Source organism: Sphingomonas mollis (genome assembly GCF_016427505.1).
In the GTDB taxonomy this organism is placed as follows: Bacteria; Pseudomonadota; Alphaproteobacteria; order Sphingomonadales; family Sphingomonadaceae; genus Sphingomonas; species Sphingomonas mollis.
On the sequence record NZ_JAELXS010000005.1, the window covers coordinates 311,717 to 332,016 of the forward strand.

At 66.1% G+C, this 20,300-nt stretch carries 17 protein-coding genes; 4 read left to right on the plus strand and 13 right to left on the minus strand.

Features of this window, described 5'->3' with window-relative positions; all coding sequences use genetic code 11:
• The 10 genes from JAO74_RS11180 to JAO74_RS11225 form a co-directional block, all read right to left on the minus strand.
• Positions 1-618: an OB-fold-containig protein gene (locus tag JAO74_RS11180; RefSeq protein WP_199037997.1), complete on the minus strand. Its 618-nt coding sequence runs from the start codon at positions 616-618 to the stop codon at positions 1-3.
• 64 nt (positions 619-682) lie between these two features.
• Positions 683-2,389 (minus strand): hypothetical protein, encoded by a 1,707-nt coding sequence (locus JAO74_RS11185; protein ID WP_199037882.1) that lies wholly within the window; start codon positions 2,387-2,389, stop codon positions 683-685.
• On the minus strand, positions 2,386-3,468 hold the full coding sequence (locus JAO74_RS11190; protein WP_199037884.1) for a protein-glutamate methylesterase/protein-glutamine glutaminase: 1,083 nt from the start codon (positions 3,466-3,468) through the stop codon (positions 2,386-2,388). The genes JAO74_RS11185 and JAO74_RS11190 overlap by 4 nt, the downstream gene beginning before the upstream one ends.
• Before the next feature lie 6 nt (positions 3,469-3,474).
• Positions 3,475-4,326, minus strand: coding sequence for a CheR family methyltransferase (locus JAO74_RS11195; RefSeq protein ID WP_199037886.1), 852 nt, complete (start codon positions 4,324-4,326; stop codon positions 3,475-3,477).
• A gap of 27 nt (positions 4,327-4,353) precedes the next feature.
• Positions 4,354-4,845 carry a chemotaxis protein CheW gene (locus tag JAO74_RS11200; protein ID WP_199037888.1) on the minus strand — a complete coding sequence of 164 codons (492 nt, stop codon included), beginning with the start codon at positions 4,843-4,845 and terminating at the stop codon, positions 4,354-4,356.
• On the minus strand, positions 4,842-6,530 hold the full coding sequence (locus JAO74_RS11205) for a methyl-accepting chemotaxis protein (RefSeq protein WP_199037890.1): 1,689 nt from the start codon (positions 6,528-6,530) through the stop codon (positions 4,842-4,844). Before JAO74_RS11205 ends, JAO74_RS11200 begins: the two co-directional genes overlap by 4 nt.
• Positions 6,531-6,556: 26 nt before the next feature.
• The gene (locus JAO74_RS11210; protein WP_199037892.1) at positions 6,557-7,063 is read right to left on the minus strand and encodes a chemotaxis protein CheW; all 507 of its coding nucleotides are present in this window, start codon (positions 7,061-7,063) and stop codon (positions 6,557-6,559) included.
• A 4-nt stretch (positions 7,064-7,067) separates the two neighbouring features.
• On the minus strand, positions 7,068-9,017 hold the full coding sequence (locus JAO74_RS11215; RefSeq protein ID WP_199037893.1) for a chemotaxis protein CheA: 1,950 nt from the start codon (positions 9,015-9,017) through the stop codon (positions 7,068-7,070).
• A complete protein-coding gene (locus JAO74_RS11220) occupies positions 9,014-9,382 on the minus strand; it encodes a response regulator (protein ID WP_199037894.1) in 369 nt (122 codons plus the stop codon). Before JAO74_RS11220 ends, JAO74_RS11215 begins: the two co-directional genes overlap by 4 nt.
• On the minus strand, positions 9,382-9,687 hold the full coding sequence (locus JAO74_RS11225) for an STAS domain-containing protein (RefSeq protein WP_199037895.1): 306 nt from the start codon (positions 9,685-9,687) through the stop codon (positions 9,382-9,384). The genes JAO74_RS11220 and JAO74_RS11225 overlap by 1 nt, the downstream gene beginning before the upstream one ends.
• A gap of 149 nt (positions 9,688-9,836) precedes the next feature.
• On the opposite strand from JAO74_RS11225, the gene JAO74_RS11230 reads away from it, so the two are divergent.
• The 4 genes from JAO74_RS11230 (at position 9,837) to JAO74_RS11245 (ending at position 13,120) form a co-directional block, all read left to right on the plus strand.
• Positions 9,837-11,414: an MFS transporter gene (locus JAO74_RS11230; RefSeq protein ID WP_199037896.1), complete on the plus strand. Its 1,578-nt coding sequence runs from the start codon at positions 9,837-9,839 to the stop codon at positions 11,412-11,414.
• 230 nt (positions 11,415-11,644) lie between these two features.
• Positions 11,645-11,956, plus strand: coding sequence for a hypothetical protein (locus JAO74_RS11235; RefSeq protein ID WP_233150893.1), 312 nt, complete (start codon positions 11,645-11,647; stop codon positions 11,954-11,956).
• A 57-nt stretch (positions 11,957-12,013) separates the two neighbouring features.
• The gene (locus tag JAO74_RS11240) at positions 12,014-12,751 is read left to right on the plus strand and encodes a hypothetical protein (RefSeq protein WP_199037897.1); all 738 of its coding nucleotides are present in this window, start codon (positions 12,014-12,016) and stop codon (positions 12,749-12,751) included.
• Positions 12,752-12,796: 45 nt separating this feature from the next.
• Complete coding sequence (locus JAO74_RS11245; RefSeq protein WP_199037898.1) at positions 12,797-13,120, plus strand: Rap1a/Tai family immunity protein; 324 nt, start codon at positions 12,797-12,799, stop codon at positions 13,118-13,120.
• A gap of 6 nt (positions 13,121-13,126) precedes the next feature.
• Here JAO74_RS11245 and JAO74_RS11250 read toward each other — a convergent pair whose 3' ends face one another.
• The 3 genes from JAO74_RS11250 to JAO74_RS11260 all read right to left on the minus strand — a co-directional run bounded on the left by JAO74_RS11250 (position 13,127) and on the right by JAO74_RS11260 (position 20,237).
• On the minus strand, positions 13,127-14,980 hold the full coding sequence (locus tag JAO74_RS11250) for a glycoside hydrolase family 35 protein (protein WP_233150894.1): 1,854 nt from the start codon (positions 14,978-14,980) through the stop codon (positions 13,127-13,129).
• 11 nt (positions 14,981-14,991) lie between these two features.
• A complete protein-coding gene (locus JAO74_RS11255) occupies positions 14,992-17,235 on the minus strand; it encodes an alpha-galactosidase (protein WP_233150895.1) in 2,244 nt (747 codons plus the stop codon).
• 110 nt (positions 17,236-17,345) lie between these two features.
• Positions 17,346-20,237, minus strand: coding sequence for a TonB-dependent receptor (locus tag JAO74_RS11260; protein ID WP_199037900.1), 2,892 nt, complete (start codon positions 20,235-20,237; stop codon positions 17,346-17,348).
• Positions 20,238-20,300 lie beyond the last annotated feature (63 nt).

Sequence of the window (20,300 nt, forward strand, 5' to 3'; positions counted from 1 at the left end):
TCAGATTGATTGCAGAAGCGTGTTTCCCTCGGGCAGCGCGAAGAACAGCTTGCCCTCCCGCCGGACCAGCAGCGCGGTATCGCCGGAGCGGAGCGCGTCGGCATCGTCATGCGGTTCGACCATGACGAAATGCGCCTGTCCGTGCCGGTCGACCACCTTGGCGCGGGCGGGCGATCCGCGCCGCGCCGTCCCCTCCAGGATCGTGCCACGCTGGCGGAGCAGGTCGTCGGTCGAGATCACCGTGGTCTCGAAACCGGGCATGACGCGCGCCAGGCCGTTGGCCGCCAGCGTGTTGAGCAGCGCGCCCGCCACGAACGCGCCGCCCGACGCCAGTCCCCAGTGCAGCGGGGCGCCGGTCAGCGCGGTCGCGGTCTGCTGGATCGCGATGCCGGCAAGCGTGAAGCAGCCGAGCAGCGAGGTGAGCCAGATCAGGATCGGCAATTCGCCGCCCAGTCCCAGCCAGTCGAGCACGCCGCCATTCGCATCGACGCCCAGTTCGCCGTCCAGATCGAGATGCCCCAGACCCAGCCCGATCGCCTCGATCAGGCCGATGCCGATCATCACCACGAACGCGATCGCGAACGGCAGGTACGCGGGGGTCAGGAACGGCGCGAACATGGTGCGACGATTATCATGCGGTCGATACGCTGTCAGGTCGAACCGTCGGCGATCGATCCGTTCGTTAGAAAAGACCATCGTCGAACAGATCGTCGTCGGCGTCGTCGGTCGACTCGACATGAACGGCGGCCATGCCGGGCAGCAGGTGGCGCTGATGCACCTCGCGTTCGGATGCCATCGTGTAGAGCGCGGCGATCCGGGGCAGCAGTATGTGGAGCGGGCTGTCCTCGTCGGGCGACACCGCCGCAGCGCGATCGGCGCGTGTCGCCAGTTCCGCGGCGATCGTCCGGATCGTCCCGGCCGCGTCGATCTTGTCGCGCAGGTCGGCCGATGTGCCGGTCAACATCCGCAGCACGCGGGTCGCCGCGTCTCCCGCCGCGTCGGCGGCGCGATCGGTCTGCATGGCGCCTTCGCGGATCGCGTCCATCGCTACCGTCAGCATGGCGCCGGGATCGATCGTGTCGATGTTGGCGGCACGGGCGGCCTGCCCGATCGATTCCAGCGTGCCGATCGCGGCGGTGAGGCCGATCGCGGCATCGTCCAGCTGGTTGGCGACGCGGCGGATGTAATCGGCGGCGACGATGATGCCGCCGTTCGATTCCAGCCGGCGCGATTTCAGGTCGATGTTGAACGCCAGTTGCTGGACGTGACGCTGAAGCCGGCGGACCATCGCGGTGCGCGCGACCATCGCATCGACCAGCCGGACGATCGTGGTCGCCGCCGCCTCGGTCTCCGCATCCGCGCTGCGCAGCCGACGCGTCAGCGCCTCTATCTCCGTCACCGACGCTTCGAGATCGCGGAGGAAGCTGCTGCTGCCCTGCGATGTGTCATTGGCTTGCAGATCGCGCAGTGCGCCGGCCTGCGGTACGATCGCGATCAGGGCGGCGACGAGCGAGCCGGCCTCGCGATCGAAATCGTCGGCGGTGGCGTTCAACTGGTCGGCGAGCAGCGACAGGACATGATCTTCCGTCATGCCGGCATCGTCGGCGCGCGCTTCGCCCAGCATCTCCAGCGCGGTGACGACATGTTCCAGCCGCTGCCGCGTGATGTCGCCGATCTGGAGCGCACCGAGCGCGGTGCCGACCTGCGTACGGATCGTGCTGGCCAGCATGCCGCTGCGCCGAGCCACATCGACCGCACCATGGCGATATCGGCGCAATGCACCGGCATGGTTTTCCAGCCGGGTCGGCGCGGCCGGCAAGGCGCGGGCGCATTCGGTGGTCAGCGCCCGTTCGGCCCCCGCGATCCGGTCGAGACTGGCGGACAGCAGCGCGATCTCGGTCTGGAGCTGGCGAATGTCGGCTTCGCCGGCGGTCATCCGCGTCGTCATTTCGTCCATGATCGCGACGAGATCGGCCGCACCCATCGCCGCGACCTTCACGTTCATCGCATAGATGCCGAGCAGGCGCAGCGTCTGGAAAATCTCGCCGATGTGATCGACCAGCGATCTGGCCGCGGCACCGGCGGGGGCGAACGTCGTGCGGCGCACCGCCTGTTCCTGCGGCAGGCCGGAAAGCCGCGCAGCCACCGCGACCAGCCCGTCACCGGGGGTGCCGGCAGCACCATCGTCAAGTGCCGCTTCCACCCCGGCCAGCGCAGTGACGATCCGGTCCGTGACCTCGATCCCTGAACCGAGCGCGGTGCCGGCCTGGACGAAACTATGGTCGAGTCCCGCCGCCAGTGCCGCCAGGGTCCGCGCGTGCGTCGCCAGCGTATCGGGTTCCGCCGTGACCAGCCGGTCGAACGTCGCGTGATCGATGGGCGCGTTCATCGGGTGGTCGCCTGCAGCATTTCGCGCGCGATCGCATCCAGGCCGATGACGCGTTCGGCGCCACCGCGTGCGATCGCTTCCTTGGGCATGCCGAACACGATCGAACTCGCCTCGTCCTGCGCGAAGGTGCGGCCGCCCGCCTGACGCATTTCCAGCAGGCCGCGCGCGCCGTCGTCACCCATGCCGGTCATGATGACGCCGACCGCGTTCGATCCGGCGGAGCGCGCCGCCGACCGGAACAGCACGTCGACCGAGGGCCGGTGCCGCGATACCAGAGGCCCCTCCCGCACCGAGACGTGATAGCGCGCGCCCTGTCGTTCCAGCATCGTGTGGCGCAGGCCACCGGGCGCGATCAGGACATGGCCGCGCATCACCGTGTCGCCGTCCTCCGCCTCCTTTACATCGACCGCGCACAGCCCGTTCAGGCGTTTGGCGAAGGCCTTGGTGAAACTTTCGGGCATATGCTGGACGACGACGATGCCGGGCGAATTGGCGGGCAGCGCCTCCAGCACGGCGCGCAATGCCTCGGTCCCGCCGGTGGAGGCGCCGAGGCAGACGACCATCTCGGTCGTGCGGCTCATCGCGCCTGCACGCGGAGGCGGCAGGACGGCGTCGGCGGTCAGCTTCGCCTGCGGGGCGGCGACGCGCGCGGGGCGACGGCTGCCGACGCGGGCGTTTGCCGCGCCCTTCACGGTGTCGCAGATGTGCCGGTGGGCATCGATCAGGTGATCGGCCACGCCGACGCGCGGTTTCAGGATCACGTCGACCGCGCCGGCCTCCAGCGCATGAAGCAGCGTTTGCGATCCTTCGTCGACCAGCGAGGAGCACATGACGACCGGGATCGGATGCTGGCTCATCAACCGGCGCAGGAAAGTGATGCCGTCCATCCGCGGCATCTCGACATCCAGCGTGATGACGTCGGGCACCGCGTTCTGGATATGCCGCGCGGCGGCGAAGGGATCGGCGGCGGTGCCGACCACCTCGATACCGGGATCGGCGGACAGGATCGCGGTCATCGTCTGGCGGACGCTGGCGCTGTCGTCGATGATGAGCACGCGGACGCGCGGGGGGGCGGGCATGTAGCGTCAGCTCCGTTGAAAGACGGTGTTGGCGACGGCGACCAGCGGCAGGCCCATGCCGGAAATCGTCTCGGAATGGCCGAGAAACAGATATCCCTCGGGCGCGAGGCATTCGATCAGCCGCCGGATCACCGCCGCCTGCGTCTCCAGATCGAAATAGATCAGGACGTTGCGACAGAAGATCAGGTGCATCGGGCTGCCGACCGGATAGCGCGCATCCATCAGGTTGAGCGGCGCGAAGCCGCAGGCGGCGCGCAGGCCGGGCGCGATCCGCACCTCGCGACGGCGGCTGTCCTGTGCCGCCATGACATGGCGTTGGCGAAGCCGCACCGGCACCGGCGCGACCATGTCGGCCGGATAGATGCCACGGCGGGCGGCGGCCAGCACATCGGTATCGATGTCGGTCGCCAGGATGCCGTAATCCGGGCCGCCGGCATCGGCATGATCCTGCAACAGCATCGCCAGCGTGTACGGCTCCGCGCCGGTCGAGCAGCCGGCGCTCCACGCGCGCAGACGGCGCGTGCCGTGCGCGGCGAGTGCCGGCAACGCGGCGTCGGTCAGGAAGTCGAAATGCCGGGGTTCGCGGAAGAAATCGGTCTTGTTGGTCGTGACCGCGTTGACGAGGTGCGGCGTCTCATCGGCCAGATTCTGGTCCGCGAACAGGTGCTCGCAATAGGCACCGAGCGACGACACGCCGACGGCGCGCATCCGCCGCCGCAACCGCCCTTCCAGCATGGTGTGCTTGCCGGCGGGCATCTTGATCCCCGTCCGCTGCCGGACAAAGGCGGAGACACGGTTGAAATCGCGGGTGGAGAGCCGGCCCTCGGGCGAGGAACCGGCGGCTTCGATCGCCGACATGGGGCGGTTCCTTCGGATGGAATCGGATCAGGCGGCGGCAGCGACCGGTGCCGCTGCCAGCACCGCCGCGTCGTCACCGCCGTGGAAGATGCCGGCCAGATCGAGCAGGACGACGAAGCCCTTGCCCGTCCGCACCACGCCGCGAATATAGCGCGCGTCCCAGCGCACGCCGATGTCCGGCGTCGGTTCGATCGCCGCCGCCGCGAAGCTGGCGACATCGAGCACGCGGTCGACCATCAGCCCCAGCGTCAGCCGGCGATCGGCCAGCACCGCCTCGACGATCAGGATGCGCGTCATCGGCGTCAGCGGTGCCGGATCGAGGCCGAGGCGGCGACGCAGATCGACCGTCGGCACCGCCTCGTCCCGCACCTCGGTCAGTCCCATCAGCCAGTCCGGACCGTGCGGGATACGAAACGCATCCCGGTGGTCGATGATCTCGCGCACGATCCCGACCGGCAGGGCGAAGACCTCCTCACCCAGCCCGAACACGACCGCCTGCACATCGCCGGCACCGCTCATGCCGCGCGTCCGAACTCGGCGTCCTCGCTGTCGGGACCACCCGTGCTGAGATCGAGTGCGAAGCCGCGGACGCGGGCCTGCTGGTCGGCGATCGAATGCGGCTTCGCCCGGACGCCCGCAGCGGCCTTGCCCCTGGGTTTGGCGACGGGTGCCCTGGCGGGCCGCTGCGCCGAGCGGGCATGGCTGTCACCGTCGGCCAGCTTGAAGAAGGCGACGCCGATCTGAAGTTCCTCGGCCTGGCTCGCCAGTTCATCGGACGTCGAGGAGATCTGCTCGGACGCGCCGGCGTTCTGCTGGGTCACCTGATCCAGTTGCTGGATCGCCTCGTTGATCTGGCTGGCGCCGATATCCTGTTCGCGGCAGGCGGCGCTGATCTCGGACACCAGTTCGGCGGTACGGCGGATGTCGGGCACCAGCCTGGTCAACATTTCACCGGCCGACGCAGCGGCGGCGACGGTGTCGGACGAGACCGAACTGATCTCGGCCGCCGCCGTCTGGCTGCGTTCGGCCAGCTTGCGGACTTCCGATGCGACGACCGCGAAACCCCGGCCATGTTCGCCGGCGCGGGCCGCCTCGACCGCGGCGTTCAGCGCCAGCAGATCGGTCTGGCGGGCGATCTCCTGCACGATGCCGATCTTCTCGGCGATGGTACGCATCGCGATGACGGCGCGGTTGACGGCGACGCCGCTTTCCTCGGCATCCTTCGACGACTGGCGCGCGATCTTTTCGGTCTGCGCGGCATTGTCGGCATTCTGTTTGATGTTCGACGCCATCTCTTCCATCGATGCCGATGCTTCCTCGGCGGCGGCGGCCTGTTCGGTCGCGCCCTGCGACACCTGTTCGGCGCTGGACGACAGTTGCTGGCTGCCCGATGCAACATTGTCGGCGGCGACGTTCACATCGCCCATTACGCCGCGCAGGCGCCCGATCATGATGTTGACCGTATCGACCAGATCCTTGATCTCGTCGTTGCCGGTCACGTGGATATCATGGCGCAGATCGCCGCTGGCGACGGTTTCCAGCGCGGTGCCGACACGGGCCAGGCCGACCGACACGATCCGCGAGATCCAGAACGCACCGCCGATCGCGATCAGCAGGGCGAAGCCGGCGGCTATCAGCATCGTCGTACGTGCCGCCGCATATAAATCATGCCCGGCCTGAACCGAGGCCGCCATCTGCGTCTGATAGAATTTGACGAGCTTATCCGTCGCGTCGCTCATCCCCAGAACCTTGTCCCTGGATTCGTTCAGGGTCAGAGCCGCAGCCTCGGAGTTCCTGCCAGCAAGTCCAAGCTCTCGAACCCTGTTGTTTATGGGCTTATAGGCGCTCCACAGATCGTTCATCGTCGCCCATAGCCGTTGCCCTTCCGGCGTCACCGCCAGTTTTTGACCCTCGTCGATCATCTGGTCCACGGCGTTACGCTGCTTCGTCATGCTTTCTACATACGTCTTGGCCTGGACGGCATCCGACGTCAGGACGATGTTCTTTTCGTTTCGGACGACCAGACTGACTTTCGCCTCGACGTTTTGCGCCATATTGAGCCGCTTCACCGGTCCGTTGGCCATGGACGACATGGCGCCGTTGAGCGTGTTGAGCCGGCTTAGTCCAACACCCACGATAGCGAGCAATATCGCGGCGAGGACCGCAAAGGTCGCACCCAGTTTCATCTTGATCGTAGCACGCATCGAAATTGTCCCCCCGGGGAATGAAATCAGTGGACGGAACGGCCCGCGCGGGTTGCGAGGCGTTCGAAGAGGATGGCGATGTCGGGAATGACGACGATGCCGTCACCGCGCCGGACGAGGCCGCGGACGTGGTCGCGCGGCCAGCGCATCCCGATCTGCGGCGGCGGCTCCACCGTATCGACATGGATCGTGGCGACCTCGTCGACCGCGTCCGCGCGCAGGCCGACATAATGGTTGCCGTCGCCGATCGACAGTTCGACGACGATGATCCGGCTGGGCGACGTGTCGGTCGCCGCCTCCATCGCGAAGGCGGGCTTCAGATCGGCGAGCGGGATCACCCGGCCGCGAAAGTTGATGAGGTGGCCGACCAGCGGATCGGCGCCCGGCACCACCGTGGTCGGCAGCAGGTCGAGGATCTCGTGGACGAATTCCGCCTCGATCGCGAAGGTTTCGGTGCCCATGACGAAGGTCAGCGCCTGCAACTCGCCATCGGCGTTCCACGCGATCGATGAAGGGGATGATGGATGGGTCATGATGTTATCCCGCGGCCCGCAGCCGCTCCTCCCTGCTCTGGTCTCTGGACTGGCCGGTGGCGACGAGTTGGGCGATGTCAAGGATCAGGGCGACACCGCCGTCCCCCATGATCGTGGCACCGGAAAAGGACGCGACGTCGCGGTGGAGCGGCGACATCGCCTTGATGACCGTCTGATGGTTGCCGATGATCTGATCGACCACCAGCCCGACCCGCTCCGCTCCGGTCGAGACGACGACGATCTTCTGCCAGGGATCGGGCCGCGTGCCGGTGGCGAACAGATCGCGCAGGCGCAGGAACGGCACCAGCTGGTCGCGGAGCGTAATGAGGCTGCGCGCACGCGAGCGCAGGTCTTCCTCCAGCGACAGTTCGAGACATTCCTCGACCGATGCGAGCGGCACGACATAGCGCCCCTCGCCGACGCGAACGAGCAGCCCTTCGATGATCGCCAGCGTCAGCGGGATGCGCAACGTGATCGTCGAACCCTCGCCATCGATGCTGGCGACGTCGATCGTCCCGCGCAGCGATTCGATCGTGCGTTTGACGACGTCCATGCCGACGCCGCGGCCCGACAGGTTCGTGACCTGCGCCGCGGTCGAGAAACCGGGCGCGAAGATCAGTTGCAGCAGTTCCTGATCGCCCAGCACCGCGCCGGGTTCGATCAACCCGTTCGCCTCCGCCTTGGCCCGGACGCGGGTGCGGTCGATGCCGCGGCCGTCGTCGCGGATGGTGATGACGACCTCGCCGCCCGCCTGATGCGCGGACAGGCGGACCATGCCGGCCTCCGGCTTGCCGGCGGCGAGGCGCTGGTCGGCGGTTTCGAGACCATGGTCGCAGCTGTTGCGGATCAGGTGGACGAGCGGATCGAACAGGCGTTCGACCACGGTCTTGTCGACCTCGGTCGTCTCGCCCTCGGTGACCAGCTCGATCGCCTTGCCGGTATCGCGCGCCAGATCGTGGACCAGCCGGCGGAAGCGCCCGAACAGGGTGGCGACCGGCACCATCCGCAACACCATCATCGTGTCGCGCAACTCGCCGGCCAGCCGCTCGATCTCCTCGGACACGGAGCGCAGGGCGAGCCCGCCGTCCTGTCCGGCCAGCTGCGACAGCCGGCTCTGCGCGATGACGAGTTCGCCGACCCGGTCCATCAGCGTATCGAGCCGTTCGGCGGGCACGCGGACGCTTTCGCCGGCCTTGGCGGCGACGGATACGGGATCGGCCCTGGCGACATCCGTGACAGGTGGCAGGTCGACGTCCGGCGTGACTTCATCGGCCGCCGCATCCAGCGGCGCCAGCGTCATCTCCATATCGTCCATGACGAAGATGAAGACATCCTCGATCGCTTCGCGCGTTACCGCGCCGGCGAACGTCACGTCCCAGCCGATATGGCAGTCGGTCGGCGTCAGGTCGTCGAGCGGCGGGATCGTATCGGTGCGTGCGACGATGGTGCAGGGTCCCAGCTCGCGCAGTTCATCGAGCAGCATCAGGGGATTGGTGCCGTTGGCCATCGCATCGACGGGCAGCGCAAACGACAACCGCCAGCCACCGCCGCCGGCCACGACCGGAGCGCCGACGGGCAGATCGGCACCGTCCGCGATCGCCGCCTCCAGCCGGGCGAGGATCGCGTCGCCATCGGCCCTGGGCGCGTCGCCATCGACCAGCGCGCGCATATGGTCCTGCGCGGACAGGATCACCGCGACCAGTTCGGCGGTCGCCGGTGCCAGCCCCTTGCGGACCCGGTCGAACGCGGTTTCGCAGTGATGGGTGAACGCGGCCAGCGCATCGAACCCGAACATCGCGCCCGACCCTTTCAGGGTGTGCAGCGATCGGAACACCGCATCGACCAGCGCGGCATCGGTCAGGCGATGGCCGAGATCGAGCAGGTCCTGTTCGACCTGATCGAGCAACTCCCCCGCCTCGACGCGGAAGATCGCCACCGGATCGACAGCGCTCAACGGCCCAGCACCTTGCGCGCGATCTTCACCAGTTGATCGGGGACGAACGGCTTCACCAGCCAGCCGGTGGCGCCGGCGGCCTTGGCCTGTGCCTTCATCCCGGCGTCGGATTCGGTGGTCAGGAAAATGATCGGCACGCCCGCCTGCGCCGGCTGCTTGCGCAGTTCGCGGATCATCGTCAGCCCGTCCATGTTCGGCATGTTCAGGTCGGTGACGATCAGGTCGAAGCGGGTCGCGGCAGCCTGCGCCAGCCCCTCTACCCCGTCGCCCGCCTCCGCCACGGTATAACCGGCATTGGTGAGCGCGATGCGGATCGCCATCCGCAGGCTGGGGGAATCATCGACGGTCAGGATCGTGGCGGTCATCATGCAGCTCCGTGGAACCAGAATTGGGTATCGGTGGGCGACAGGTCGGCGAACCCGGCACGGTCGAGCAGCGCCGCGAGCGGACCGGTGGCGGGATGCGCCAGCGTCAGCACCGCGCCATCGCGCGCTGCCTGACGACGCGCGGCCTCGACCAGCTGGATCACGCTGAGATCGGGGTCCTCGACCGCCGACAGATCGAGCGCGATGTCGCCCGTTCCGCCAAAGGCCGCGCGAACCTCGTCGCAAAACGGCGCGATCGACCGGACCGCGAGCGCGACCGGCGCGCATATGGTCGTCAGTGTCATGTCTTTCTCCCGCGGCGTTTGCCTGTTGGGATTATTCTAGGATTTCAGTGGGCTGATCGGGCGGACATTGATGAATGTTATCGACCGGGTGCCGCTTTCCCCTGGGCCGTCCGTGCTGCTATCGCGATATTACTGGCGGGGTATGGGTTATGGGCGGGCTGAACAGCACATTGTCGGATCGACAGGCGGTCTGGGCATTCGTGCTGGGTTGCGTCGCGGTGACCGCCGGAGTCTGCGCGCACCTGCCGATGTTCGCGATGGCCCGCGCCATGCATTACCAATTAGCCGGCATGCCGATGGACAATGTCATGCTGGCCGGCATGGGATTGATCGTCGCGGGCACGATCGTGGCGGCTTATGGACTGCTGCCACGCAACGTCGCCGCGCAGCGGGCCGCCGCCGCCGACATCGTCGTCGCCGCGCCGGAAGATGCGAAGCTGGGTCCGGCCCATTGGGGCCTGATGGCGGTGCTGGTCGTCGCGCTGGTGATCGACGTGATGAAACCCGCGTCGCTCGGTTTCACCGTTCCCGGCATGATTACCGAATATGGCGTGCCGAAGAAGACCGTGTCGCTGGTGCCGTTCTTCGCGCTGGCCGGCACCGTCACGGGATCGGTGTTGTGGGGCTGGATCGCCGATGTGTACGGCCGCAAGGCATCGATCCTGCTGTCGGCGGTGATGTTCGTCGGCACCTCGATCTGCGGTGCGATGCCCAGTCTGGCGTGGAACATCGCCATGTGCTTCATGATGGGGGCGGCGGCGGGCGGGATGCTGCCCGTGACCTATGCGTTGCTGGCCGAGATGATGCCGACCCGGCATCGCGGCTGGAGCCTGGTGCTCGTCGGCGGGCTGGGCGCGGTGGGTGGCTATTTCGCGGCGAGCGGTCTGTCGGCGTTGCTGCAACCGATCTTCGGTTGGCGCATCCTGTGGCTGGCCAATCTGCCGACCGGGCTGACACTGGTCTTGCTGGGCGCGCTCATCCCGGAATCGGCCAAGTTCCTTCTCGCCCGTGGCCGGGTGCAGGAAGCGGAGGCGGTGATGCGGCGCTTCGGGGCGACCGCGTCCAGCGTGAGCGCGACGGCGAGCGTGCAGAAACGCGGCGCGCACGCCCTCACCGGCCCGCGGTTATACGGCAAGCTGGCGGCGCTCAGCATCTGTGCGCTGTCATGGGGGCTCATCAACTTCGGCCTGTTGTTGTGGTTGCCGGCCGATCTCGTCGCGAAGGGATATTCGGTCGGCGTGTCGAGCAGGCTGCTCGCCGAAAGCGCGCTGATCGCCTTTCCCACCGTATTCATCGCGGCGTTGCTGTACAGCCGGTGGAGCGCGAAATGGGCGCTGGTGACGATGATCGCGCTGACGCTGGCCGGCCTGTTGCTGGTGCTGCGTCTGGAACTGGCGGGGAGCGGCAGCCCGGTGCTGCCGGTGGCGCTGCTGATCGTCGGCACCAACGGCATGATCGCCATCGTCCTGCCCTACACCGCCGAGAGCTTTCCGCTGAGGGTGCGGGGACGGGCGACGGGCTGGGTCGCGGCCTGCACCAAGGGCGGCGGCCTGTTCGCGCAGGGACTGACGATCAGCGGCATCATCCTGTCGATGGGCCTGTCCTCCGGGTTGATGATGCTGCCGACCGCCGCATCGCTGATACTGGTCGCCTGGTTCGGGCGCGAAACCCGCGGGCGCGATCTGCGCGATCTGGATGTCGACAACGGACAGATCGGGCACGCCTGAACGTGGCGTTCAATCCCCAGCATAACATTGCATAAGTATGTCGGGACTTCGCTGCGGCACGGCGCAATCCACGATCAGTTCGTCGCAAACATTTGATGCCGGATATCAGTAAGCGATGGATAGCCAGCCTTATAGTTTCGCCGTATAACCCGCACGTCTCGGCCGATAGCGATTGTCAACCGACCGCAAGCCTGACCTGACTGGCACGACCAAATTGGAGAGGTAAGTATATGCGTTCAGTTCTTCCGAAATATTCGGCCGTCGTGATGATCCTGATCGGTTCGACCGCGCTGGGCGGTTGCGCCACGAAGGGGTTCGTCCGCGAGCAGATCGCGACCGTGAACTCGCGCATCGACGGCATGGACGGACGACTGCGCACGGTCGAGGGCACGTCGGGCCAGGCGCTTACCCAGGCACAGGCCGCCGCCGGTCAGGCGCAACAGAACGCCCAGCGCATCGACCAGATAAATGGCCGCGTCGATGGCCTCGACCAGCAGATGCAGCAACAGTTGCAGCGCCAGCAGCGCAAGCCCCGCGGCTAGGCACGTCATCGCACAACGCGCTTGCATCGACGGAGCGTTCCGCTGAACAAGGCCATTGTGTCGACCAGATTGTTCCACATCGCCTGTAGCGCGGGGTTGATCCCCGCGCTGTTTGCGGCGCTCGTGTCGCCGGCCGCCGCAGGGCCACATCCTCGCGATCGCAAGGGCGTAGCCCGCGTGCCGGCAAAGCCGCTCCCCGAAGAAGCCGCCGTGTCGGCGATCGAGCTGCCGCCGCCATCGGCGTCGACCATTCGTCTGACCGCCTGGGTCGCGGCGGCGCGCGACAACGGCGCCCTTCCCTATGCGGTCATCGACAAGCAGACCGCATCGCTTTTCCTGTTCGATGCGAAGGGCAAGCCGCTCGGCCAGACGCCGGTGCTGATCGGTGTCGGCGTCGGCGATGACTCGTCCCCGGGCGTAGGGGCCAAGAGCCTGTCGGAGATCGGCCCGGCCGAACGGACGACGCCGGCGGGCCGGTACGTCGCCAAATTCGGGAAAGCCTTTGGCCGCCAGCGCGTGCTCTGGGTGGATTACGTCAATTCGGTCGCGCTGCACGCGGTCATCAATACCAACAAGAAGGAACAGCGGCTGGTGCGGCTGGCGTCGCCGGCCCCGGACGACAACCGGATCACCTTCGGCTGCATCAACGTAGGCACCAGCTTCTACGCCAAAACGCTTCGCCCGCTGTTCCAGAAGCGGGGCGGCGTGGTCTATATCCTGCCGGACACCCGGTCGCTCGACGACGTGTTTCCCCGGTTGCGGCTGTTGCCCTATCTGACCGCCGCGTCGAGATAGGGCCGGCGCCGGCGTGAAGGGCCGTCGTCACTCGAAGGAACCTTGATGATGATGTTCATGCTCGCGATGCTGGCTGCGGCGGATCGACCGGTCGTGGTCAGTTCGCTGACGACCGGCCAGCTGGTCGAATATTGCCGGGGCAAGGATACCGATCCCACCTCGAATTTCTGCACCGGCTATATCATCGGGGTGTTCGACGCCCTGTCGCTGTCCCGTCAGATCTGCCCGTCGACCGCCCGTTCCTCGAATATCGAGGTTGCCGCCGTCGCACGCAAATATCTGCGCAAACAGGCCGGGAAGACCAGCGTCGCGCCGTCATTCGTGATCCGCGACGCGCTGCGCCGCGCTTTTCCGTGCAAGCGGAAATAGACCCGCTTACTGCGCCTCGCGGGTCTTGGTGACCTTGCCGAAAACCGGTGCCTTCACGGTGGTGAGGCGATCGGTGGCATCGCCGGTCAGGTCGAAGAACAGGATGCGGTTGGCACCCTGCTTCATCCACGGCGCCGGCGTGTAGAGCGTGTGGACGGGGCCGATCGACCAGAAGCGGCCGAGATTATGCTCGCCCAGCCACAGCTGCCCCTTATGCAGCCCGCGCATGTCCAGATACGTGTCCGCCGGCCGGTCCACCGTCATCTCGGTTTCGTAGAAGCATGGACCGATACAGGGGGCGGTCGACAGGCGCAGCGTCGACAGGTCGTTCATCGGCAGGCGGAACATGCGCCAGTCCTCGATCGGCTGGCCGTTCAGCGTGACCGCGCCGGTCAGCCCCGTCTGCTCGGTACGGATCGCATGCGAGTAATTCACCCGCCCGGTATTCTCGACCAGGATGTCGAGCGTCACCGGACCATCCCGCTGCGGCAGGTTCACCGTTTCCTGCCCCAGCCGGCGATCCAGCGTGCCGACCAGCTTGCGGTCAAGATAGACCTGCGCATAGCTGTGCATGCGCTTGAGCAGGAGCGGCCCTGCCTTCCCCTTGGCCAGCGTCACTTGGTAGAGGACGTAGCCGTAATTCTGGTCGAGTTCCTCAAAGGTCATCGGCCGGCGGGCGCGGATCGGATCGGGCAGATTGTCCCATAGCGATGCGCTGCGCCGGATCGGCGACACCGGGAACGTGGCGGCGACACTCGGCGCGGGGGCCGGCGCGGGGGGCTTGCCCGTGACCTCGGCGATGACCGAGGCGAGCAGCGCGTATTTGTACCGCGGATTGCCGGCTTCATCGAGCGGGGCGTCGTAATCATAGCTCGTCGTGTCGGGGTGATAATCGGTGCCGGTGTGCGAATCGGCGCCGTTCATCCAACCGAAGGTGGTGCCGCCATGGAACATGTACAGCGACACAGAATAACCGCGTTTCAGCATGAAGCGCAGTTCCTCGGCCTCCTTGCGACCATCGGTTTCGTGGTGGTCCTCACCCCATTTGTCGAACCACCCTGCCCAATATTCACCGACCATGCGCACGCCATCGGGCCGGAACGCCTCCAGCTTCGCGACCGCGTTCGGCGCGCCGCCCGATCCGAAATTCACCACCGAGGGCAGATGCGGCAGCGAGCCCTTGGCCAGATCACCCGCCTGATTGGACGTGAACAGCACACCGTCCGCCAGTCCGGCACGGCGATAGGTCGCCTCCAGCCCCTTCAGATACGCCTTGTCGTCGCCGAAGGCACCATATTCGTTCTCCAGTTGCACCGCGACGATCGGGCCGCCATTGCGCAACAGCAGCGGCTTCACCTCCTGCCCCAGCCGGACCATCCATCGCTCGACAGCGGCGGTGTAGGTCGGGTCGGTCGATCGCAGGACGAGGCCGCGATCCTTCAGCAGCCAGGACGGATAACCGCCCAGTTCCCATTCGGCACAGACATAGGGGCCGGGCCGGAGGATAACATCGAGTCCCTCTGCCTGCGCATCGCGGATGAAGCCGGCGATGTCGTTCTGGCCGGTGAAGTCATACACGCCGGGGCGCGGTTCGTGCGCGTTCCAGAAGGCATAGGTGGTGATGGTGTTCAGCCCCATCGCCCGTGCCTTGCGCAGGCGATCGCGCCAATAGGCGCGCGGTATCCGGACATAATGCATCTCGGCGGAGATGACCTGATAGGGCTTGCCGTCCTTCAGGAACTGCGACCCGCCAACCGCGAAGCTATGTGCCGGCGCCGTCGCCTGCGCCCCGACCGGCAAGGCCGGAAGCGTCGTTGCCGTCAGGGCCGCGCCCAGGATCGACCGAACCACCATCTTCATGCGATGCACCTTCAGTCCTTCATTTCGAAGACGAACGCCGTGCCGACGAAATCGCCCTTCAGCGGCGCCCGCAGGCCGCGTTCCATCCAGTAGGCGCCACTGGCGCGGGCCGGCACGCCATCCGGCAACGCACCGCCGCCCAGCACCGACACCGCATAGGACCGGGCGGGATCGAGCCCCTTGGGATGGTTCGGCGCGGGATTGTCGCGCCACATCGATGAATGCAGCATCTGGAACATCACGCCCTGACGCTTGTCCTGCGACACGTACATGGTGGCCGACGACGCATTGTCCCTGACCGGCGGATCGATCCGGTACAACTGGCCGCGCTGCACGGTCTGGCGGATGGTCTTGTACGCCGCGACCCATTTGCTGGCGGTCGTGAAGTCCTCGTCCTTCCACTTGTCCAGATTGGCACCGATGCCCAGCCCGCCCTGCATCGACGACAGGAACCGGTAATCGAGCGAGGTCGTGCGCGTGTTCGCCCAGTTGGGGCTGTCGGTCACCCACGCCATCATGACCGCGACGGGATAGGCCTGGGTGAAGCCGTCCTGGATCATCAGCCGGTCGGCGGGATCGGTGTTGTCCGACGGCCAGACCTCGTCGGTCAGGCCGAGGATGCCGAGATCGACACGACCGCCGCCGCCGGAGCAGCCCTCGATCTCCAGCTTCGGGTGGCGGCGACGCAGTTCGGACAGGATGTAATAGAGGTTGCGGACATATTCGACATAGACGCGCTGCTGGTCCTGCACCGCCACCTGCGGCCAACCGGCTTCGGTCCAGTTGCGGTTATAATCCCATTTCAGGAACGCGATGTCGTTCTCGGCGACCAGCTTGTCGAGCACGCCGAGCAGGTGATCGCGCACATCCGTTCGCGCCAGGTTCAGCACCAGCTGATTGCGTCCCTCCGTCCGCGGGCGGCCGGGATAGTTGAGCACCCAGTCGGGATGCGCGCGGTACAGGTCGCTGTCGACGTTCACCATTTCCGGTTCGACCCACAGGCCGAAATCCATGCCGAGGGTATGGACCTTGTCGATCAGCGGCTTCAGGCCGTTGGGGAATTTGGTGCGGTTGACCGTCCAGTCGCCCAGTCCCGCCTTGTCGCTGTTGCGCGCGCCGAACCAGCCGTCATCGACGACGAAGCGCTCCACGCCGATGCGGGCAGCCTTTTCGGCGAGCGCTTCCTGGCCGATTTCGGTCACATCGAACGCGGTCGCTTCCCAGCTGTTATAGACCACCGGCCGCGGTTTCGCCTTTTCGCCGCCGGGCAGGATGTGTGCAATCTCGAACTTGTGGAACGTGCGCGAGGCACCGCCCATGCCGGCGTTGGAATAGCCGGCGTAGAACACCGGCGTGTCGAGCGTCTCGCCCGGCTTCAGCGTCCATGAGAAGTCGTAAGGGTTATACCCGCCCATGATGCGGATGCGACCGAGATTGTCCTGGCCGACACTGACCCGGAACGATCCCGACCATGCCAGCGCGCCGTACCAGACGGGGCCGGCATCCTCGCTGGTCACGCCGTCCTTGCCGATCGCGAAATACGGGTTGTTGCCGTGACCGGTCGATCCGCGCCGGCTTTCCAGCACGGTCAGCGCCGGCGTGATCGCAACGTCCTTCTTCGTCCATTCGGCGGCGTGACGGCCGGTCAGATAGTGCAGGCGGTAATCGTCGCTCACCGGCAGCGTGAACACCGCCGAAGCGATCTGGTCGACCCGCACCGGCCGGCTGTCGCCATTGCGGACCGAGGCGGATCGCGCCAGCACGCCGGTGTCGGGATCGATCGTATAGCGCAGGGTCACGGTCAGCGGCCGGTTGATGTCGGCCAGCTCGATCACCAGCGTCTCGCCGCGCACCGAGTGCGATTTGTACTTCAGCACCAGATCGCGATTGCCGTCGGCGAAGATCGTCTTGATGCCGGGATCGTTGACCAGCCCTTCGCCCTGCCCCGGATATTCCTGCAACGTGACCGATCCCGCCGGATCGAATCCCGACAGTTCGCCGGGCGCTTTCACCAGCACGGGATCGCCGGTCTTCACCGGGTCGGTCGAGACGAGCGGATCGCCGGGGGCGAGCGGTGCGCCCCAATATAGCGGTTGCAGATAGCCCTTGTCGTCGACGCCCATCGCATAGGTCACGCCGGCGCCGTCGAGGCGGAATATCCGCGCCCCGGCCGGTGCCGTCACCTTCGCCTGCGCATCGACGCCGCTGAATGCCGCGACGACCGCCGACGCCATCAGGATTGTCTTGCCACGCATACTTCTCTCCGGCGCTGAGGGGGACTTCGTACGCGGTACGGACAGTCGGGATCAACAAAAGCCGGGGCGGGATCGCACGTCGATCCCGCCCCGGTTGCTTCTTTATATTCTCAGAAAGAGAAGCGCACGCCTGCGTCGTAACGTGGTCCGAAATTCTGATACGACAGCAACTGGTTGTCGAAACGCCCGGTCGTGAAATACTTGGCGTTGAACAGGTTGGTGCCTTCCACGAACACTTGCACCGCCGGCGTCACGTTGACGGCGACACTACCGTCGAACTGGCCGTAATCGCGCACGAAGATCGGCTCGTTGCCCGAACCGCCCGCCAACTGACGCAGGAACCGCTCGCGACGGTTATAGGCGATGCGTGCCGAGATGCCGTATTTTTCATAGAACACGGTGGCGTTCTGCGAATTGCCGATCCCTTCCGCCGCGAACGACTGACCGATCTGGGTCACGTCGAATTCGCGGTTGGTGCTCACGAAGGTCGCATTGGCCTGCACGCCGAAACCGCTCAGGACGCCGGGGAGCCAGTCGAGCGTGTGGACCACGTTCAATTCCAGGCCCTTGATCTCCAGCGATTGCGCATTGCGCGGACGCCGCACGCTGAACTCACCGAAAAACTGCCCACCGGTCTGTGTAATCAGCCCGCCGACCGGCAGACGCACGCCCTGCGCGTTGCCAGCATTGAGGATCGGCAACCGCTCATCACCGAAGCTCTGGATGATGAAGTCGTCGACCTTCTTGAAGAAGACCGCCGCCGACAGCGTCGTCGTCGTCGTTGGATACCATTCCACCGACAGATCGGCGTTGTTGGCACGATATGGCTTCAGGTTGGGATTGCCGCCGTTGGCGCTCAGCGTCGCCGGACGCAGCGTATCGGTGTTGAAGGTCGGCGCCAGATCGCCGATCGCCGGACGGGTCAGCGTCTGGTACGCCGCGGCGCGAACCTGCAGCTTCGGTGTCAGATTGAGGCGGACGTTCGCGGTCGGCAGGAAGTTGCTGTAGGACGATTTCTGCGTGATCGACACGCCCGCCGGACTGGCGAACACGCCGACATAGATCGTCGGATCGGTCGGCGGATTGCCGCCGGTCGGGGTAAGGTCGATCAACTGCCGCTGCTGACCGAACGAGCTGAGTTCGGTGTACTCGTACCGCGCACCGACGTTGACGAACAACGGCATGCTGCCGATGTCCGCCTCGAAATCGACGTCGGCATAGCTGGCGTACACGGTTTCCTTCACACGCGCCGACGGCTGCGGCGTCGCGGTGTAGCCGTTGGCGCGGGCATAGCGTGCGGCCGTCGTGCCGGCCGCCAATCCCTGCGCCCGATCGAGCGCCGACGTCGCGGCCGCGCTGGTCAGGAAGTTCAGATAGGCCCGCGGATCGAAGGTCAGGAAGGTGAGCGGCACCGACCCGCTCTTCGCGCCGAGCGAGTTCATCGTGTACGACGACAGCAACGATGGATCGGCCAGTGTCGGATAACCGCAATAGACGCAGCCGACATCATCGGCCGAGGTGATCGGCACGTTGTTCTTGTCACGCGACGTGCGCGCCAGGCCGAAGCGGAGCGCCTTGACGATCCCGGTGTCCGGCTTCCATTCGTTGTTCCACCGATACTCGGTCACCTTCTCGGTGATGTCGTTGCCGTTGACGCCCGCGATGTGCGTACGGCCCAGTGCCGGGTTGGTCAGCGCACCCGTGCTGTAGCCGGAGGTCGATCCGATCCCGCCGTCCTCGGCCTGATTGAACGTGTATCGCGACGGCGAACCGATCACGGCGAAATAGGATTTTCCGCCGCCGGCGTTCTTCGCGCGCGACCAGCTGGCGTCCAGCGTCATCTTGAACTGGTTGCTGGGATTCCATTCCATATTGCCGCCGGCTTCCCACGTCGTCGTGTCGCGGATCGCGCCCGACGAGATGAAGTCGGCGTTGCCGTTGGTCGTCAGCGAGGTGATCGTGCGGTTGCTGTCGATCGTCGCGGCGGTGTAGCTCGACGGTTCGAACCAGCTGCCCAACGCGCGCGTCGTCGAGTCGCTCTTGAACTTGTTGTACAGGCCATCGGCCGTGAAGGTCAGCGTATCGTTGACCTCATATTGCGCGACCAGCGTCGCACCTAGACGGGTACGGACGTCGCGCGCGTTACCCACGTCCTGATTGCGGGGGGCATAGACGTTGGTAAACAACGGCGCACTGTTCGGCCCGACCGACGTTCTGGGCAGATAGCCACCATTGGTAACCGAGTCGACCGACGCGATACGCTTCTGGTAGGACAGCGATCCCAACAGGCCGAGGCGACCGTCGCCGAAGGTGTCGCTCAACAGGCCGAACAGCTGCGGCGTGACCTTTTCGCTGTTCTTCTCGTACAGCGCCTTCGCGGTGAAGATGCCCTTGAATTCCTTCAGCGCGAGCGGACGCGGCGTCTGGATGTTGATCGTCGCGCCGATACCGCCGCCCTGCAACGGCGCCTGTGCGCTCTTGTACACCTGCGCGCCGCTGATCAGTTCGGCCGGGATCAGGTCGAACGAAAACGAGCGGTTGAAATTGTCCGAGGCGAAACTGCGACCGTTGAACAGCACGGTGTTGAACTGCGGCCCCAGTCCACGGACGGTGACCGACTGGCCTTCGCCGTTGCTGCGATCGATCGCCACACCGGGAATACGCTGCAACGATTCGGCGACGTTGGCGTCGGGGAACTTGCCGAGATCCTCGGACGAGATCGCGTCGATGATGCCCGATGCGTCACGCTTCTGCGCGGCGGACGAGGCGATGCTGGCGCGGATGCCGGTAACGACGATATCGGCGGCCGAGGCATCGGTTTCGGCCTGGCTGGGCGGAACGGCGGTCGACTCGGCGGGCGGCAGCTGGCTGGCGGCCTGGTCGGTCGGGGTCTGGGTTTGCGCCAGTGCCGGCGTGGCCACGATCAGGGCGCCCATGGCGCTGGCCAGTCCATATGCCGTGTACAGTGCCCGGCGCCCGGAAACTCGTTGCGTGATAGCCATCGCTCTCCCCTTCGTTTAATCGTCCCCCGCCTCGACCGGGCAGGATGAATTCGATTGCTAAAT

What these genes read in the sequence shown, in the direction of transcription:
- JAO74_RS11245 (WP_199037898.1), top strand. Translation starts at nt 12,797, where the DNA reads ATGATGATGTTCATGCTCGCGATGCTGGCTGCGGCGGATCGACCGGTC.
- JAO74_RS11225 (WP_199037895.1), bottom strand. Translation starts at nt 9,687, where the DNA reads ATGACACTGACGACCATATGCGCGCCGGTCGCGCTCGCGGTCCGGTCG.
- JAO74_RS11180 (WP_199037997.1), bottom strand. Translation starts at nt 618, where the DNA reads ATGTTCGCGCCGTTCCTGACCCCCGCGTACCTGCCGTTCGCGATCGCG.
- JAO74_RS11205 (WP_199037890.1), bottom strand. Translation starts at nt 6,530, where the DNA reads ATGCGTGCTACGATCAAGATGAAACTGGGTGCGACCTTTGCGGTCCTC.
- JAO74_RS11250 (WP_233150894.1), bottom strand. Translation starts at nt 14,980, where the DNA reads ATGAAGATGGTGGTTCGGTCGATCCTGGGCGCGGCCCTGACGGCAACG.
- JAO74_RS11235 (WP_233150893.1), top strand. Translation starts at nt 11,645, where the DNA reads ATGCGTTCAGTTCTTCCGAAATATTCGGCCGTCGTGATGATCCTGATC.
- JAO74_RS11260 (WP_199037900.1), bottom strand. Translation starts at nt 20,237, where the DNA reads ATGGCTATCACGCAACGAGTTTCCGGGCGCCGGGCACTGTACACGGCA.
- JAO74_RS11195 (WP_199037886.1), bottom strand. Translation starts at nt 4,326, where the DNA reads ATGTCGGCGATCGAAGCCGCCGGTTCCTCGCCCGAGGGCCGGCTCTCC.
- JAO74_RS11255 (WP_233150895.1), bottom strand. Translation starts at nt 17,235, where the DNA reads ATGCGTGGCAAGACAATCCTGATGGCGTCGGCGGTCGTCGCGGCATTC.
- JAO74_RS11230 (WP_199037896.1), top strand. Translation starts at nt 9,837, where the DNA reads ATGGGCGGGCTGAACAGCACATTGTCGGATCGACAGGCGGTCTGGGCA.
- JAO74_RS11200 (WP_199037888.1), bottom strand. Translation starts at nt 4,845, where the DNA reads ATGAGCGGTGCCGGCGATGTGCAGGCGGTCGTGTTCGGGCTGGGTGAG.
- JAO74_RS11190 (WP_199037884.1), bottom strand. Translation starts at nt 3,468, where the DNA reads ATGCCCGCCCCCCCGCGCGTCCGCGTGCTCATCATCGACGACAGCGCC.
- JAO74_RS11210 (WP_199037892.1), bottom strand. Translation starts at nt 7,063, where the DNA reads ATGACCCATCCATCATCCCCTTCATCGATCGCGTGGAACGCCGATGGC.
- JAO74_RS11220 (WP_199037894.1), bottom strand. Translation starts at nt 9,382, where the DNA reads ATGACCGCCACGATCCTGACCGTCGATGATTCCCCCAGCCTGCGGATG.
- JAO74_RS11185 (WP_199037882.1), bottom strand. Translation starts at nt 2,389, where the DNA reads ATGAACGCGCCCATCGATCACGCGACGTTCGACCGGCTGGTCACGGCG.